Origin of the sequence: Pseudomonas sp. TWI929, from assembly GCF_039673335.1 — a bacterium.
GTDB lineage: Bacteria > Pseudomonadota > Gammaproteobacteria > Pseudomonadales > Pseudomonadaceae > Aquipseudomonas.
This window is the reverse complement of the sequence record NZ_JBDJLK010000109.1, coordinates 1-16,011: the sequence shown is the minus strand read 5'-3', so window position 1 is coordinate 16,011 and position 16,011 is coordinate 1. Positions and strand designations below refer to the sequence as shown.

Annotated in this window: 13 protein-coding genes; 7 read left to right on the top strand and 6 right to left on the bottom strand. The window is 63.8% G+C overall.

From position 1 onward, the window contains the following. Nucleotides 1-243 precede the first annotated feature (243 nt). Genes waaF through ABE456_RS26040 form a run of 7 tightly spaced genes read left to right on the top strand, consistent with a single transcriptional unit; the run spans nucleotide 244 to nucleotide 7,204 of the window. A complete protein-coding gene (gene waaF / locus ABE456_RS26070) occupies nucleotides 244-1,293 on the top strand; it encodes a lipopolysaccharide heptosyltransferase II (RefSeq protein ID WP_346646494.1) in 1,050 nt (349 codons plus the stop codon). Further along, nucleotides 1,294-2,352 carry a lipopolysaccharide heptosyltransferase I gene (gene waaC / locus ABE456_RS26065; protein ID WP_346646493.1) on the top strand — a complete coding sequence of 353 codons (1,059 nt, stop codon included), beginning with the start codon at nucleotides 1,294-1,296 and terminating at the stop codon, nucleotides 2,350-2,352. Next, nucleotides 2,352-3,476 carry a glycosyltransferase family 4 protein gene (locus ABE456_RS26060; RefSeq protein WP_346646492.1) on the top strand — a complete coding sequence of 375 codons (1,125 nt, stop codon included), beginning with the start codon at nucleotides 2,352-2,354 and terminating at the stop codon, nucleotides 3,474-3,476. The genes waaC and ABE456_RS26060 overlap by 1 nt, the downstream gene beginning before the upstream one ends. Continuing rightward, nucleotides 3,473-4,279: a lipopolysaccharide core heptose(I) kinase RfaP gene (rfaP, locus tag ABE456_RS26055; RefSeq protein WP_346646491.1), complete on the top strand. Its 807-nt coding sequence runs from the start codon at nucleotides 3,473-3,475 to the stop codon at nucleotides 4,277-4,279. Before ABE456_RS26060 ends, rfaP begins: the two co-directional genes overlap by 4 nt. Then, nucleotides 4,279-5,013, top strand: coding sequence for a lipopolysaccharide kinase InaA family protein (locus ABE456_RS26050; RefSeq protein ID WP_346646490.1), 735 nt, complete (start codon nucleotides 4,279-4,281; stop codon nucleotides 5,011-5,013). The genes rfaP and ABE456_RS26050 overlap by 1 nt, the downstream gene beginning before the upstream one ends. Beyond that, nucleotides 5,010-5,762 (top strand): lipopolysaccharide kinase InaA family protein, encoded by a 753-nt coding sequence (locus tag ABE456_RS26045; RefSeq protein ID WP_346646489.1) that lies wholly within the window; start codon nucleotides 5,010-5,012, stop codon nucleotides 5,760-5,762. The genes ABE456_RS26050 and ABE456_RS26045 overlap by 4 nt, the downstream gene beginning before the upstream one ends. Further along, nucleotides 5,762-7,204, top strand: a complete 1,443-nt coding sequence (locus tag ABE456_RS26040; protein WP_346646488.1) for a lipopolysaccharide kinase InaA family protein — start codon at nucleotides 5,762-5,764, stop codon at nucleotides 7,202-7,204. Before ABE456_RS26045 ends, ABE456_RS26040 begins: the two co-directional genes overlap by 1 nt. Here ABE456_RS26040 and ABE456_RS26035 read toward each other — a convergent pair. The 6 genes from ABE456_RS26035 to ABE456_RS26010 form a co-directional block, all read right to left on the bottom strand. After that, nucleotides 7,165-10,191, bottom strand: a complete 3,027-nt coding sequence (locus tag ABE456_RS26035) for a DUF6543 domain-containing protein (RefSeq protein ID WP_346646487.1) — start codon at nucleotides 10,189-10,191, stop codon at nucleotides 7,165-7,167. The genes ABE456_RS26040 and ABE456_RS26035 overlap by 40 nt on opposite strands. Before the next feature lie 71 nt (nucleotides 10,192-10,262). Next, nucleotides 10,263-10,439: a hypothetical protein gene (locus ABE456_RS26030; RefSeq protein WP_346646486.1), complete on the bottom strand. Its 177-nt coding sequence runs from the start codon at nucleotides 10,437-10,439 to the stop codon at nucleotides 10,263-10,265. Continuing rightward, nucleotides 10,436-11,548 carry a PepSY-associated TM helix domain-containing protein gene (locus ABE456_RS26025; protein WP_346646485.1) on the bottom strand — a complete coding sequence of 371 codons (1,113 nt, stop codon included), beginning with the start codon at nucleotides 11,546-11,548 and terminating at the stop codon, nucleotides 10,436-10,438. Before ABE456_RS26025 ends, ABE456_RS26030 begins: the two co-directional genes overlap by 4 nt. Nucleotides 11,549-11,606: 58 nt before the next feature. After that, the gene (locus ABE456_RS26020) at nucleotides 11,607-14,039 is read right to left on the bottom strand and encodes a TonB-dependent siderophore receptor (RefSeq protein ID WP_346646484.1); all 2,433 of its coding nucleotides are present in this window, start codon (nucleotides 14,037-14,039) and stop codon (nucleotides 11,607-11,609) included. A gap of 267 nt (nucleotides 14,040-14,306) precedes the next feature. Then, nucleotides 14,307-15,263: a FecR family protein gene (locus ABE456_RS26015; protein ID WP_346646483.1), complete on the bottom strand. Its 957-nt coding sequence runs from the start codon at nucleotides 15,261-15,263 to the stop codon at nucleotides 14,307-14,309. Continuing rightward, nucleotides 15,260-15,778, bottom strand: coding sequence for an RNA polymerase sigma factor (locus tag ABE456_RS26010; protein ID WP_346646482.1), 519 nt, complete (start codon nucleotides 15,776-15,778; stop codon nucleotides 15,260-15,262). The genes ABE456_RS26015 and ABE456_RS26010 overlap by 4 nt, the downstream gene beginning before the upstream one ends. Between the last annotated feature and the right edge of the window lie 233 nt (nucleotides 15,779-16,011).

Here is a 16,011-nt window from a genome sequence, read left to right as displayed (position 1 = left end):
AGGAAGAGAACTTGCTTGAGGAGTTTGCTCGGGCCCTGTGGGAGCGGGTTCCCCCGCGACCACCGGCGACGCCGGTGCCATGCACCGCGTCGTCTTCTTGGGGGGTGACCCCGCTCCCACAAGGGCTGCGATCAGCCATGGATTTGCCTGAGTGGTACACTGTCCGCCACATAGCCTGAATATAAAGAGGGGAGGCCAGGCTGTACGTAGCCTGTAGCCTCCCCGAGCGTTTCTGGACTAAGCATGAGAATACTGATCATTGGCCCCAGCTGGGTCGGCGACATGGTAATGGCGCAGACCCTGTTCCAGTGCCTGAAACAGCAGCACCCCGACTGCGTGATCGACGTGCTGGCCCCCGAGTGGAGCCGGCCGATCCTCGAGCGCATGCCCGAGGTGCGCCAGGCGTTGAGCTTCCCGCTCGGCCACGGCGCGCTGGAGCTGGCCACGCGGCGACGCATCGGCAAGTCCCTGGCCGGCCAGTACGACCAGGCCATCCTGCTGCCCAACTCGCTGAAGTCGGCGTTGGTGCCGTTCTTCGCCGGTATCCCCAAGCGCACCGGCTGGCGCGGCGAAATGCGCTTCGGCCTGCTAAACGATGTGCGCAAGCTGGACAAGGCCCGCTACCCGCTGATGATCGAGCGCTTCATGGCCCTGGCCTACGCGCCCGGTGCCGAGTTGCCACAGCCGTACCCGCGCCCTAGCCTGCAGATCGAAGCGCCAAGCCGCAAGGCCGCCCTGGCCAAGTTTGGCCTGGAGCTGGACCGCCCGGTGCTGGCGCTGTGCCCTGGTGCCGAGTTCGGCGAGGCCAAGCGCTGGCCGGCCGAGCACTATGCCGCCGTGGCCGATGCAATGATCCGCCAGGGCTGGCAGGTGTGGCTGTTCGGTTCGAAGAACGACCACCCGGTTGGTGAGCAGATTCGCGACCGGCTGATCCCGGGGTTCCGTGAGGAATCGTCCAACCTGGCCGGGGAGACTTCGCTGGCCGAGGCCATCGACCTGATGTCCTGCGCCCATGCCGTGGTGTCCAACGACTCCGGGCTGATGCACGTGGCTGCCGCGCTGAACCGCCCGTTGGTGGCGGTGTATGGCTCGACCTCGCCCGGCTTCACCCCGCCGCTTGCCGAGCAGGTAGAAGTGGTGCGCACCGGCATCGAGTGCAGCCCGTGCTTCGACCGCACTTGCCGCTTCGGCCACTACAACTGCCTGCGCCTGCTGGAACCGGGCAAAGTCATCGCCGCCCTGCACAGCCTGAGCGGGCCGGACCTGATCGATGCCGTGGTAGAGGTCGACTAAGTGCGGGTACTGATCATCAAGACCTCGTCGCTGGGTGACGTTATCCACACCCTGCCGGCGCTCACCGATGCCGCCCATGCCATCCCGGGCATCCGTTTCGACTGGGTGGTGGAAGAAGGCTTTGCCGAAATCCCCAGCTGGCACCCGGCGGTCGATCAGGTTATCCCGGTGGCCATCCGCCGCTGGCGCAAGAACCTCTGGCAGACCATCAAGAGTGGCGAGTGGAAGGCATTCAAGAAGCGTGTGCGCGAGCACAAGTACGACCTGGTGATCGATGCCCAGGGCCTGGTCAAGTCGGCCTGGCTGACCCGCTTGGTGAAAGCCCCGGTAGCCGGCCTGGACCGCTACTCGGCCCGCGAAGGCTTGGCCAGCCGTTTCTATGACCGGCGCCTGTCGGTTGCTACCGGCCAGCACGCAGTGGAGCGGGTACGCCAGCTGTTCGCCATGGCCCTTGCCTACGACCTGCCAGAAGGCATCGGCAACTACGGCCTGGACCTTGAGCGCCTGCAGCTGCCGCCGGCCGCCCCGTACGTGGTGTTCCTGCATGGCACCACATGGGCGACCAAGCACTGGCCTGAAGCCTACTGGCGCGAACTGGCCGAACGCATGGGCCGGCGCAAGCTGGAAGTGCGCCTGCCCTGGGGCAACCCGGCCGAGAAGGAACGGGCCGAGCGCATTGCCCAGGGCTTGAACAACTGCCAGGTGCTCCCCAAATTGAACCTGGTCGGCGTCGCGCGCGTGCTGGCGGCGGCAAAAGCCTGCGTGGCGGTCGATACCGGCCTTGGCCACTTGGCTGCGGCACTCGATGTGCCCACCATTTCGCTGTTCGGCCCGACCAACCCGGGCCTTACCGGTGCCTACGGACGGACCCAGATTCACCAGGCCAGTGACTGGCCTTGCGCTCCCTGCCTGCAGAAGAAGTGCACCTACAAACCGAGCGCCGACGACCTGCGCCGGTTCGATCTGAAACGCGAGTGGCCGTTGTGCTTCACTCGCCTGAATCCCGAGCATGTGGCGAGCCGCTTGAGCGCGCTGCTGCTGGCTGAGGATGTCCGTTGATGCAACTGGCTTTTGTGCTTTACAAATATTTCCCCTTCGGCGGGCTGCAGCGCGATTTCATGCGCATTGCCCTGGAATGCCAGAAGCGGGGCCACCAGATCCGTGTCTACACGCTGATCTGGGAGGGTGACATTCCGCCGGGCTTTGAAGTGCTGGTGGCACCGGTGAAGGCGATTTTCAACCACCGCCGCAACGAGAAGCTCAGCGCCTGGATGGCCGCCGACCTGGCCAAGCGCCCGGTTGACCGGCTGATCGGCTTCAACAAGATGCCGGGGCTGGACGTGTACTACGCCGCCGACGGCTGCTTCGAAGACAAGGCGCAAACCCTGCGTGGCGGCCTGTACCGCCGCTGGGGCCGCTACCGGCACTTTGCCGAGTACGAGCGTGCGGTGTTCGCCAAGGACGCGCATACCGAAGTGCTGATGATTTCCGAAGTGCAGCAGCCGCTGTTCATCAAGCACTACGGCACCCCGGAAGAGCGCTTCCACCTGCTTCCGCCGGGTATTTCCCAGGACCGCCGCGCGCCGGCCAACGCCGCCGAGATCCGCGCCGAGTTCCGCAAGGAATTCAACCTGCGCGATGACGACCTGCTGCTGGTGCAGATTGGCTCGGGCTTCAAGACCAAGGGTGTGGACCGCAGCCTCAAGGCCTTGGCCGCGCTGCCTTCGGCCCTGCGCAAGCGCACCAGGCTGATGGTGATTGGCCAGGACGACCCCAAGGTGTTCCAGCTGCAAAGCGCCACCCTGGGCCTGGGCGAGCAGGTGCAGTTCCTCAAGGGCCGCAGCGACATCCCGCGCTTCCTGCTGGGCGCCGACTTGCTGATTCACCCGGCGTACAACGAAAACACCGGTACGGTGCTGCTCGAAGCGCTGGTGGCCGGCTTGCCGGTGCTGGTGTCGAAGGTGTGCGGCTACGCCCACTACATCGCCGAGGCCGACAGTGGCCTGGTGCTGGACGAGCCGTTCGAGCAGGACCAGCTCAACGGCTACCTGCAGCGCATGCTCGAAGACCCGCAGGCCCGCGCCAGCTGGTCGCGCAACGGCCTGGCATTTGCTGAAACCGCTGATCTGTACAGCATGCCGCAGCATGCTGCCGACGTGATCCTGGGGCAGAAAACCGCATGAAGCTGATACTGGCCGAACCCTTCAAACGCCTGTGGGCCGGGCGTGATGCCTTCGACGCCGTAGAGGCGCTGCAAGGCGAGGTCTACCGCGAGCTGGAAGGGCGCCGCACGCTGCGCACTGAGGTGGCTGGTGAGGGCTTTTTCGTCAAGATCCACCGCGGCATCGGCTGGGGCGAAATCTTCAAGAACCTGTTCACCGCCAAGCTGCCGGTGCTCGGCGCCGGCCAGGAATGGCAGGCCATCCAGCGCCTGCATGAAGTGGGCGTGCCGACCATGACTGCAGTCGCCTACGGCGAGCGCGGCAGCAACCCGGCCACGCAGCACTCGTTCATCATCACCGAGGAACTGGCGCCGACCATCAGCCTGGAAGACTTCAGCATCGACTGGGTCAAACAGCCGCCCGAGCCGCGCCTGAAGCGTGCGCTGATCGCCGAAGTGGCGAAGATGACCGGTGGCATGCACCGCGCCGGGGTCAACCACCGTGACTGCTACATCTGCCACTTCCTGCTGCACACCGACCGCCCGGTGACGCCAGAAGACTTCAAGCTGTCGGTGATCGACCTGCACCGCGCGCAAACCCGGGCGAAAATCAGCCGCCGCTGGCGCGACAAGGACCTGGCCGCGCTGTACTTCTCGGCGCTGGACATCGGCCTGACCCAACGCGACAAGCTGCGCTTCCTGCGTGGTTACTTCCAGCGCCCGCTGCGGCAGGTGCTGAAGGATGAGGCCGCGCTGCTTGCCTGGCTGGAGCGCAAGGCGCAAAAGCTCTACGAGCGCAAGCAACGCTATGGGGATGCACTCTGATGGCTGGTTGGACACTGGCGCCGGGCTATGAACACCTGGCGGCGGACTTCGGCAGCCTCGACGCAGTATTTGCCCTCCAGGGTGAGCGCCTGACCCACGACCCGCTCAGCGAAGTAGTGCGCATCAAGCGTGATGGGATCAATTACTACGTCAAACGCTACACCGGTGCTGGCAAGCACATGCGCCGCTACCTGGGCCGGCCGCGCATCAAGGCTGAGTGGCAGAACCTCAAGCAGTTCGCCAAGTGGGGCATCCCCACTGCCGAAGTGGTGGCCTGGGGGCTGGAGCGCAATGGCCTGGCCTTTGGCCGTGGCGCGATGATCACCCGCGAACTGCCGCGCACCGAAGACCTGTCGGTGCTGGCCGAGCGCAACGATGCACGCCTGGCCGACCGCGCCTGGGTCAACCACGTGAGCAGCCAATTGGCGCAATACACTCGGGTCATGCACCAGCACCGCTTTGCCCATAACGACCTGAAATGGCGCAACCTGCTGGTCGACGACCAGGGCACGCTGTTCTTCATCGACTGCCCAACCGGCGACTTTTGGCGCGGCTTCATGTGGCGCCACCGGATGATCAAGGACCTGGCGTGCCTGGACAAAGTGGCCAAATACCACCTGTCGGCCACCCAGCGCCTGCGTTTCTACCTGCAATACCGTGGCCGCGACCGGCTGAATGTGCGTGACAAGAAGCGCATTCGCCAGGTGCTGGGCTTTTTCGAGGGAAGGGAATGACCGATTACCTGGCCAGCGCGGACCTCGCGCTGCTCAAACGCCATGGCCTGGACGATTTCGAGGCGCTATGGGCGCTGCAGCTCGATGCCGTGGACGAACCCAACACTGGCCGTGGTGGCTGGAGCAGCGTGTTCCGCCTGGAGCTCGAGGGCAAGGGCTATTACCTCAAGCGCCAGAGCGACTACCTCACCCGTACCCTGCATCGGCCGTTTGGCGAACCCACCTTCGCCCGCGAATTCCGCAACATCAGCCGTTACCAGAAGTTGCACATTCCGGCCTTGCAGGCGGTGTTCTACGGTGAGCGCAAGCAGGGCGGCAAGCACCGCGCCATCCTGATGACCCGCGCCCTGGACGAATGGGCCGACCTCGAAAGCCTGCTGGCCCAGTGGCCAAAGCTGGGCGATGCCGAGCGCACGGGCATCCTGCAGGCCTGCGGCCAGCTGGCGCACACCTTGCACAGCGCCGGCCAGGTGCACGGTTGCTTCTACCCCAAGCACATCTTCCTGCGCCAACGCCGTGAAGGCTGGGATGCGCAATTGATCGACCTGGAAAAGACCCGGCCATTGCTGTTCGGCATGCGTGACCGCCTCAAGGACCTGGAGCCGCTGCTGCGCCGCGCGCGGGCCTGGAGCGAGGCCGACGTACGCACACTGCTGGCCACCTACCTGGCGCAGCCGGCTGATGGCACGCTGGTCGATACCTGGCTGCAACGCCTGACGCAACGCCGTCGTGAAAAAGAGGCCCGCTGATGCGCTTGTCTGAATTGAAGGATGTCGGGCGCAGCCCGTCGTTGCCACTGAGCATCACCCTGGCCGATGCCGCTGGCAGCGCCGACTTGCAACTGCTCAGCCTGCTGCGTGTGCTGCCGGGCCAGCGTTATGTGGGGGCTGGCGTGTGGCGTGGTACCCCGGTGCTGGCCAAGCTGCTGGTCGGTAGTAACGCGGCGCGGCATTTCCAGCGTGAACTGCAGGGCGTGAAGCTGCTGGCCGAGCAGGGTTTGACCACGCCAAAACTGCTTGCCGACGGCCTCAAGGAAGGCGAGGGCGGCTGGTTGCTGTTCGAGTTCCTCGACGGCGCCGAAAGCCTGGCTGACGCTTGGGCCACCGTGGAAAACCTGCCAGTGCTGGCCGACGAGCAGCACCTGGTGCTGGGCGAAGCGCTGACTGCCGTTGCGCACATGCATGCCCAGGGCCTGTGGCAGGAAGACCTGCATCTGGACAACCTGCTACGCCATGGTGGCAAGCTGTACCTGATCGACGGCGCTGGCATCAAGGCCGAAACGCCTGGCCAGCAGTTGTCGCGCCCGCGTGTGCTGGAGAACCTTGGGGTGTTCTTCGCCCAGTTGCCCAAGCGCCTGGAACCGTTCATCGAAGAGCTGCTGGTGCACTACCTGCTGGCCAATGCCGAGCACGCGCTGCCACTGGAAGCCTTGCAGAAGCAGGTGGACAAGGTGCGCAGCTGGCGGCAGAAGGACTACCTGGAAAAGGCCGGCCGCGAATGCAGCCTGTTCAGTGTCGAGCGCAGCCTGTCCGGCTTGCGGGCGATCCGCCGCAGTGAAGTGGACGCCATGTTGTCGGTACTGGAGCAGGCTGACACGCTTATCGACAAGGGCCACCTGTACAAGACCGGTGGCGCCGCCAGTGTGGCGCGCATCGAGGTAAATGGTCGCCAGTTGGTGCTCAAGCGCTACAACATCAAGAACACCGCGCACTGGTTCAAGCGCTTCTGGCGCCCGAGCCGGGCCTGGCATTCGTGGATCGAAGGGCACCGCCTGGAGTTCCTCGGCATCGCCACGCCGCGCCCGCTGGCGGTACTGGAGCAGCGGGTGATGGGCCTGCGCAGCCGCGCCTACCTGGTCACCGAGTATGTCGATGGCCCGGACCTGACTGCGTGCTTTGCGCCCTACGTGGAAAATGGTGATGCACCTGAAGAACAGGTCGATGCCTTGGTGCATGTCATGCAGCAGCTGATTCGCGAGCGCATCAGCCATGGCGATTTCAAGGGCCACAACCTGTTCTGGGACAAGGGCCAATGGTCGCTGATCGACCTTGATGCCATGTGCCAGCATGCCACCCAGCTCAGCTTTGCCCCAGCCTACGCCCGTGACCGGGCGCGGCTGCTGCGCAACTGGCCGAGCGGCAGTGCTCTGCATCAGCGGCTGGACCGGCTGCTACCCAAGCTGGCCGAGTAACCCGTGGGCAGTGCCAGCCAGTCGCTGCTGCGCCCTGGCTGGCGAACGCGAATGCGCCACTGGTCATCCTGCCGGTGCAGTACGGCCCAGATCGGGACATTGGCCTGCAGGTGCTTGGGTATGGCCAGGTGATAGTGCCCGGCCAGTGGGTGACGGCGCACAGCGACCTGCTTGTCTTGTAACTGCAGGTACAACACACCACTGTCATGGTACAGGCCCGGCTCGCCTGCCACCTCGGCCCCCCAAAAAACTGTTGCCGGCCTGCAGTCAGCCAAAAGCTTCGCCAGGTCTGGAAGCCCGTCGTACCAGAGCACGGGCGAGTCGACCACCCAACTGCCACTCAGGCGGCGCTTGATAGGCAACTTCAGGTAGGCCAGTGGCTGGTTCGGGTCGGTGGCGCGCCAACGTGTCCCATCGAAGCTTACGTTGAAGTAGCGGTCGTGCATGTCCTTGATGTAGTACAAGGACAAGCCTGTGCTGGCAGAGGCCTGTTCGTACACCGCTTCGCCATGGACGGTATCGATTCGATAACGCAGTTTCGCTTCAGCTGGTTTTGCCTGGAAATGCGGCGGCAGTGGCACTGCAGGTGGCTGCGGCAAGCCGCGAAAAACGCGGCGCATCAAACCCGAGCCTGCCAGTGTGTTGAGGCCTTCGGTAGCGTGGCTTAGCGCAGCAATGGCGTGATGCAGCGCGCCTTCGTGGTCATCCTCGTCGAACGCTTCGAAACCGTCCCAGATTGAAATGCCCATGCGCCCGAATGCCAATGCAATGAGCTGGCGTTGCGGTAGTACCAGCGTGACGACGTCCAGTAACAGGCGCAATACGTTGACGGAGATAGTACCAAGCATCTCTTCGTTGCTGCGCGTAGCCAAATCAGCCTGTGCTATCAGGCTTTGCACTTCTGCCCGATAGATGGCTTGGTAAATGTCCCCGGTGATGGTTTGCTGGCGTACATGTGTACCCAGCCGGCCTTTGAGCAGAAGTTTTTCTGTTTTCGCAGTATTGGCCAGAGGCAGGCGCTGCAGCACATAGTGACGAAGGCGGTCATCGCTGCGTATCGCACGGATCAATTCACGTGCATTGGCGTATTCGCGCCAATAACGACGGTCTGGTGCATCCGGGCTGTAAACGACAATGCGTCTGGAGTTTTCCGGGGATACCAGCAGCATGACGCCCTGCAAGGTCTGCTCCTGAATCAGCAATTGCTGAACGCGTACGGGTTGATCATCGACGTGTGGGCGTGACCTGCTGTCAGGGGCAGCGATCACCGTGCTGGCCCAGCGGTAACCCTGTTCGAAGGTGTCTGCCATGAAATGCCTGGCGTAACGGCCCTTGACGGCGCCTGCGTTCATGCGGGCGCGGTTCAATTGCCCATGTGCCCATTGCCGCCAGTGGCCTTCGGGAGAATCGAGCAACTGAGTGCGCAGATAGGCCTTGTAGCCTGTACCGGCATTGATGCGCCGCACGATTTGCCTGACCCTCACTGGTGTCAGCGCAGGTAGGGCATCTCCGCCGTGCAGATGCACCTTTGCCGTCAGCCAGTAATCCACGTCGAACCAGGCAATGTTCAGCAAGGCCAGCTCATCGAGCCTGTAGCTATGCTGCACGAATTCAATGGTGTCACCCACGATCGGCCTGCTCGCAACCGCAATGTAGCCAGTGGTACCAGCAACGGGCAGGGGATTGACCAGCGGCCCTTTCTGGCGCGCTAGGGTTACGCTGACGAATATGTCGCGGGGGTCGATATCCAGGCCTGGGTCACGTTGCAAATAATCTTGCAGCCTTTCGCGTACCCAATTCAGCAACGAATGCCGCTGGTTGAACTGCTCAAGTGTAAGAATGCCGGGTGCAGCGGCCGCCTGGATGGCTGCCACCTGCTCCTGCAGCGCCTGCATGATATGTGTGACGCCCTGCTGAGGCGTAGAGCGCAACCAGTTGGGCAGATGTTTCTCCAGCAGCAGGCCGAAGCGGGTGGCCAGCGGGCCCACGCTGCCGACTAGTTTGTGTATGTCCAGCGCGTCGCTCAGTGCCTTGTCGAGCTGCTCCACGTTGCGTTGCAGGCCGCGTTTCCAAGCCTGCTGCCAGGCATGGGTAAGGCGTGACAGGTGTGCGTCCCGAATGGCGAACGCCTGAAACTGCACCAGCTCCTCGGCATACCAGTCATAGCGCAGTTGCTCGGCCTGGCGGGCCCGTTGCTGTTGCTGCGGATTGGTCACCAGCGCCAGCAGGTGCTCACTTTGTTGCGGGTCTTCCAGGCGCTCACACAGCTCTGTGTGCAGCGCGGCAAGGTTGGCGAAGGCTTCCACACCATGCGCCACGCTGCAAAGCAGAACACGGCCGACCTGGGCATGCTGATCGAGCATCTGGCCTTCCGCGCCGTGTTCGGTGAGCACCATAAAACCCGGCAAATGGCTGCGCCAGTTGGGTTCGGTAGCGGTCAGCAAGGGCCGATACAGCTGAGGGCGCGATTGCAGCGGCAGGTGCCTGCGCTGCCAGGGCAGGGGCAGTTCAATGCAGGTTCTGAGCAATTGGACATGCTCGCTGGAGAGCGTTTGGTCAGTACTGCGCAGCCGTATTTCTGCTTCGAACTGGTCAGCGCGCAGAGAGGCCAGGCGTACGACGCGGCTCAAACCCATGGCGTCGCGCGCTTGCCAATCCGCCGCGAGGCTGGCGTGCAGGTCCTGGCGCAGAGAACGGCAGAAACTGTCGATGCGAGAAGCAAAGCCAATGGGCAGGCTCAGTGCCTGGTAGTTGGCATGCTGCGGGCGACTGCCGGTTGGCAGCTTGAAGGTGCCGCCGTCGAACAGGTGGAAACCTGTCAGCGTCAGTAGGTCGTAGGTGTCGAAATAGAGCGTGCGTGCGGTAATGCCGAGGCCCGGGAACAGCTGCCCCAGGCACTCGTCCAGGCCTTTCTCTACACTGCCAGCCACCGGCAGCAGTGCGGTCAGGCGTTCATCCAGCGCTCGAAAGCGTTGTGGTGTGGTCATGGTCCGTATCCAGCTATGAAAACGGACCATGCTGCAGCCTGACGGCCTGGGCTATGCGTTATCCGACTACCTCAGCGGCGGGTCATGCCACGCACACTGAGCCAGGCCGGGATGCCCAGGCCGAGCCATGACAGCGCGTCCCACCAGCCGTCACCGAGCAGCGCCGCGAACAGGCCGAGCGCGACCAGCAACGCGATCAGTGCCGGCCAGGCGAAAACCTGCCGGGTCGATTGCGACTTGTGGCTCATGCCCGCACCGCCTTGGGTTTGCGCTGTTTGCCCCACCACAGGTACAGGCCGCTCCACAGTACGACAATGGTGAGTACGTCGAGCACGGCCCAGAGGATCTGCATCGGCCGCCCGCCGTAATCGCCGAAGTGCAGCGGTTGCGACAGGCCCATGGCGTCCATGTACCAGGGGCGCTCGCCAACCGCCGTGACCTCCAGGGTGCGGGCGTCGATCAGCACTGGTGTGAACAGGTGCGAGCTGAGGTGCGTGGCGCCGTTCATGAACACTGCATAGTGGTGCTCGCTGGAAAAACGCGTGCCGGGGAATGCGATGAAGTCCGGGCGCATGCCGGGGGCGGCCTGTTCGGCGATGGCCAGCAGGCGTGTGGCGGGTGCGCGTTCGGTGAGCGGCGGGGCATCGCGATAGGGTGCGACCATGGCGGCCAGGCTGTCGTTTCGCCAGGCCGCAATGACCAGGTCGGACAGGGCGCTGATCACGCCGGTTAAGCCTACCGTGAGAGCCCAGGCCAGGGTAACCACGCCGATCAGGTTGTGCAGGTCGAGCCAGCGCAGGCGGCGGGATTTGTCGTGGCGCACGCTGCCGAAGTCCAGGCGGCGCATGAACGGCGCATAGAGCACGGTGCCGGAGATGATCGCGACGATGAACAGTACGCCCATGAAGGCCAGTAGCAGTTTACCGGGCAGGCCGGCGAACATGTCCACGTGCAGGCGCAGCATCAGCATCATGAAGCCGCCGTTGGCGGCCGGCATGGCCACTGCTTCGCCTGTGCGAGCGTCGAGCATGAAGGTGTGCGACAGGTTGGGGTCGGTGCCGGCGGTGGCGGCGGTGATGGCCACAACGCCATTGGGTTCGTCTTCGTCGTAGCCAAAGTACTGCATGACTTCGCCGGGGCGGTGCTGTTCGGCTTTCAGCACCAGTTGTTGGAGGTCGAGGTGCGGGGTGCTGGCCGGCAGTTCACGCAGTTCGGGGGCATCGCCGAGCAGGTGTTCGAGTTCGTGGTGGAAGATCAGCGGCAGGCCGGTGACTGCCAGCAACAGCAGGAACAGGGTGCAGACCAGGCTGCTCCAGGTGTGGACCACTGACCAGCGGCGGATGGTTGGGCTTTTCATCACGGTACCGATTTTTGCCTGTTGAATCGAGGGGGCCGCAAAGCGGCCCCCAGCTCACTCAGAACTTGTAGGTGGCGCTGGCCACGACGCTGCGCTCGTCGCCGTAATAGCAGTAGAACGAGTCACAAGTAGAGAGGTAGTCCTTGTTCAACAGGTTGGTGGCGTTGACCGCCACCGACGCGCCCTTGAGGCTGCTGTTCAGGCGGCCCAGGTCGTAATGCACCGATGCATCGAACACCGTGTAGGCCTTGGCCTTGCCCAGGTAGGTGTTGCCTTGGTCGCCATAGGTATTGCCGGTGTAACGTGCGCCCAGGCCAATGCCGAAGCCGTCGAGCACGCCAGAGTGCCAAGTGTAGTCACTCCATACCGAGGCCTGCTGGTTCGGCATCAGTTGCAGGCGGTTGCCTTTGTACAAGCCGTCCTGCACTTCAGATTTGGCCAGGGTGTAAGCGGCAATCACCTTCAGGTTTTCGGTAACGTCGGAAACCGCTTCAAGCTCCAGGCCCTGGACTTTCACTTCGCCGGTCTGGCTGGTTACGGTTACGCCACCTACGTTGTTTGTAACCGAGACGTTTTTCTGAGTCAGGTCATACACGGCTGCCGACAGCAGGGTGTTGGAGCCCGGTGGCTGGTATTTGATACCCAGCTCCCACTGCTTGCCTTCGGTAGGCTTGAGCGACTCGGTCGCAGAAGCGCTGGCATTGCTGGCCGGTTGGAAAGACTCGGCATACGACAGGTATGGCACAAAGCCCGAATCGAATACGTAGCTGATTGCCGCGTTGCCGCTGAAATTCTTGTCGCGCTGGGTATTGGTGGCATCACCCTGGTTGAAGTACTTGGTGCCGGTATGTACCCAGTCCTCACGACCACCCAGTGTTAGCCGCCAGTTGCCGAGCGCCATCTGGTCCTGGACATACAGGCCGGTCTGGCGGGATTTCTGGTTGTAGTCGTAGAACGCCGTGGATCGGTCCGGGCGGGTGATCGGTACTCCGTAGACCGGGTTGTTGACGTTACTGTCTGGCACGTTGAAGCCGAAGATCGACAGGTAGTTGGTGTTGATGCGCTGGTGGTCCAGGCCGAGCAGCAGCGTGTGGGTAATGTCCCCGGTGGCGAAGTCGGCCTGGAAGTTGTTGTCCACGGCGAACTGGCTGATGTCTTCGTCGGTGTTGGTCGACATGCGGCTGACTGTGCCGTCATCTTTCACCGGAGGGTTGTCCTCGTTGTAGCTACCGGGCGTGATGGTCTGGAATGCCAGGTCCGTCTTGGTGTAGCGCAGGTTCTGATGGAACTGCCACACGTCGTTGATGCGGTGCTCGAAGGCGTAGCCCAGCGCGTAGTAGGTGCGGTCGTAGAACTCGTAGTCCGGATCACCCAGGTTCTTGTGGTGCGAGATCTTGCCAAACGGCATGTCGATCTTGGTGCCCTGGATGGGCCGGAACTGGCTGGTGGCGCCGGTATCGTCACGGGTGAACTGGGTCAGCAAGGTCAGCGTAGTGTCCTCGTCGATGTTCCAGGTCAGGCTCGGGGCGATGTTGTAGCGTTTGTCGTCGATATGGTCGATCTGGGTGCCGCCATCGCGGATCACGCCACTGACGCTGTACAGGAACTGGCCCTGGTCGTCGATCTTGCCGGTGCTGGCGAAGTTGATCTGGCGGTGGTTATCGCTACCGTACTGCAGTTCGATTTCGTTGGCGCTTTCGGCTTGCGGGCGGCGGCTGACCATGTCCAGCAGGCCGCCGGGTGGGGTCTGGCCATACAGCGAGGAGGCCGGGCCGCGTAGCAAGGCAAGGCGGTCGAGGTTCCAGGTTTCGGCTTTCGGGTTGGCGTACACACCGCGTGGCAGCGGCAGGCCATCGAGGAACTGGGTTGGCTCGAAACCGCGTACGCGCATCCAGTCATAACGGGTGTCGCTGCCGAAACTGGCGGAGACGATGCCCGGCATGTAGCGCACGGCATCATCCAGGCTGTGCACGCCGCGGTCTTTCATCTGCTCCCGGGTGGCAACGGAGATGGAGCGCGGTACTTCAACCAGCGCGGTGTCGGTCTTGGTGCCGGCGGCGGTACGCTTGGCCAGGTAACCTTCGACGGGGCCCCAGGCGCTTTCGCTGGCGCTGCTGGCGTTCACCGTGGTCTCCGGAAGTGCCAAGGTCCCGTCCGGGACCGCCACCAGGCTGTAGCTGCCCGCGCTGCTCTGTTGCAGCTGCAGGCCCGTGCCGCGCAGGGCGGCTTGCAGGGCGCCGAGACCGTCGTATTGGCCACTGACCGGGGCCGAGGTGCGGCCACTGACCAGCGCCGGGTCGATGGCCAGGGCGATGCCGGCCTGGCTGGCGATCTGGTTGAGGGTGGTGGCCAGTGGTGCACTCGGCAGGTTGTAGGCGCGCGGAGCAGACTGCTCGGCGGCGGACAGGGCAGGGCTGGCCAACGGCGCGGCCACGGCGATGGCCAGGGCCATCAGGCTGGGGCGCAGGATACGATCAACGGCACGGGACATGCGGCGGTTCCTCGACGGGTAAGTGCTTGCTGCTTCCTTGCCGAGCGAGATTTGAAAAGTGACAGGACGAATCTGAAAAATGTTGAGAATTATTTGAGATCTAAGCTGAGGCATGATTTGTCGGGCAACTGTGGGAGCGGCCTTGTGTCGCGATGGGCTGCCTAGCAGCCCCAGGGTTTCAGCAGTGCTGCAGAGATTGCTGGGGCCGCTATGCGGCCCTTTCGCGACACAAGGCCGCTCCCACAGTGCCCGCGTAAGCCTTGCCGGTTACTTGGGAACGACGTTGACCCACCACTGGGTATGCCGCTCGATCTTCACCGGCAATGCCGGCACCAGCGATGCCAGTGCCAGGTCGGTGTCGGTCAGCGGGAAGCTGCCGGTCACGCGCAGGTCGGCGACCTTCTCGTCTACGCCGAGGTAACCGCTGCGGTACTGGCCAAGCGCGGCCAGCAGGTCGCCCAGGGGCACGTTGTCCACCACCAGCATGCCGCGGGTCCAGGCGTCGGCACCGGCCGCTACTGTGCCGACCTGGCCGAGGCCGTTGGCGTTCATCAGCACCTGCTGGCCTTCGCGCAGCACCTGTTCGTCGCCGCTGTTAAGCGGCATGGCGGCGACCGACGCCTGCAGCACTTCCAGGCGTGTGCCGCTGCTTTCACGGCGAACCAGGAAGCGCGTACCCAAGGGGCGCAGGCGGCCATCGTCGGTGCGCACCAGCAGTGGGCGAGGGTCCTGGTGGCCGGTTTCGACCGAGATCTCGCCCTGGTGCAGCACGATTACCCGCTGCTCGCCTTGGTAGTCGATATCCACGGCGGTGTGGGTGTTCAGGCTTAGCAGTGTGCCGTCTTCCAGGCGCAGGGTTCGCAGCTCGCCGGTGGCGGTGCGCTGGTCGGCCAACCAGTAGCTGGGCGCCAGCGACGGTGCGCCAACCCAGGCCAGCAGCGAACCCAGCAGGAACATGCCGGCCAGCCCGCTGCCGACCTTGCCGATGCGCCGGCGCAGGCTGACGCGTGATTGCAGCAGGGCCTGGCGTGCCGGGCCGGCCGCCGCGTTGACGCGCTGGTCCATCGCGCCGAGCTGGCGCCAGGCACGCGCGTGTTCTTCGCTGGCGGCATGCCAGCGCATGAATTCATTGCGCTCATCAGGCGTGCCGCTGGCGTCGCCGAGGCTGAGTTTCCAGGCGATTGCGGCTTCCAGTACCCGGGACGAAACCGGTGCGTTGCTCACGTTGGCTCCCCATACAAGGCCACGTAGCACTGGCGCATACCTTGGGCGATGTACTGGCGCACCCGCGACACTGAAACGCCCAGGCGCTCGGCGATTTCGGCATGGCCCATGCCGTCCAGGCGGTTGTGCAGGAAGGCCGCGCGGGCCTTGCTCGACAGCTTGCCCAGCAGGCGGTCGATGGCTTTGAGGTCTTCGAGGATCAGGTGCTGCACTTCCGGCGAGGGGTGTTCGGCTTCCGGGATCAGTGCCAGCTCGGCCAGGTAGGCCTGTTCCAGCGCGGCGCGACGGAAGTGGTCGAACAACAGCCCCTTGGCCACGGCGGCGAGAAAGGCGCGGGGTTCGCGGGGCGTGTCCAGCTGCTCACGGCCGAGCAGGCGCACGAAGGTGTCCTGGCTCAGGTCTTCGGCACGTTGGCGGCAGGCCATGCTGCGTTGCAGCCAGGCGAGCAGCCAGCCGCGATGGTCGCGGTACAGCGCACCGACCAGATCGGCGTGTGGGCTCTGTGCAGAAGACAAGCAGCGTCCCCCTGGAACGTATGCATTAACTAACGATAATTATTCGCGATTGTTGCAGAGGGGAGGGGGTGGGTGCAATGGACGCTTATCGGATTGCCAGTATTGGAGATGTGTTACCTGTGCTGGCCTCTTCGCGGGTAAAACCGCACCCCCAGGTTCGGGGCAGGCCGTGGGTATTGGGCGGAACCATGGGGAGCGGGTGTTACCGCCAAGAGGGCTGCAAGGCCAAATGC

Excerpts from the sequence above, each read along its gene's own strand:
- ABE456_RS26045 (WP_346646489.1), top strand. The coding sequence starts at position 5,010 with ATGACCGATTACCTGGCCAGCGCGGACCTCGCGCTGCTCAAACGCCAT.
- ABE456_RS26040 (WP_346646488.1), top strand. The coding sequence starts at position 5,762 with ATGCGCTTGTCTGAATTGAAGGATGTCGGGCGCAGCCCGTCGTTGCCA.
- ABE456_RS26050 (WP_346646490.1), top strand. The coding sequence starts at position 4,279 with ATGGCTGGTTGGACACTGGCGCCGGGCTATGAACACCTGGCGGCGGAC.
- waaF (WP_346646494.1), top strand. The coding sequence starts at position 244 with ATGAGAATACTGATCATTGGCCCCAGCTGGGTCGGCGACATGGTAATG.
- ABE456_RS26060 (WP_346646492.1), top strand. The coding sequence starts at position 2,352 with ATGCAACTGGCTTTTGTGCTTTACAAATATTTCCCCTTCGGCGGGCTG.
- ABE456_RS26025 (WP_346646485.1), bottom strand. The coding sequence starts at position 11,548 with ATGAAAAGCCCAACCATCCGCCGCTGGTCAGTGGTCCACACCTGGAGC.
- ABE456_RS26030 (WP_346646486.1), bottom strand. The coding sequence starts at position 10,439 with ATGAGCCACAAGTCGCAATCGACCCGGCAGGTTTTCGCCTGGCCGGCA.
- ABE456_RS26035 (WP_346646487.1), bottom strand. The coding sequence starts at position 10,191 with ATGACCACACCACAACGCTTTCGAGCGCTGGATGAACGCCTGACCGCA.
- rfaP (WP_346646491.1), top strand. The coding sequence starts at position 3,473 with ATGAAGCTGATACTGGCCGAACCCTTCAAACGCCTGTGGGCCGGGCGT.
- ABE456_RS26020 (WP_346646484.1), bottom strand. The coding sequence starts at position 14,039 with ATGTCCCGTGCCGTTGATCGTATCCTGCGCCCCAGCCTGATGGCCCTG.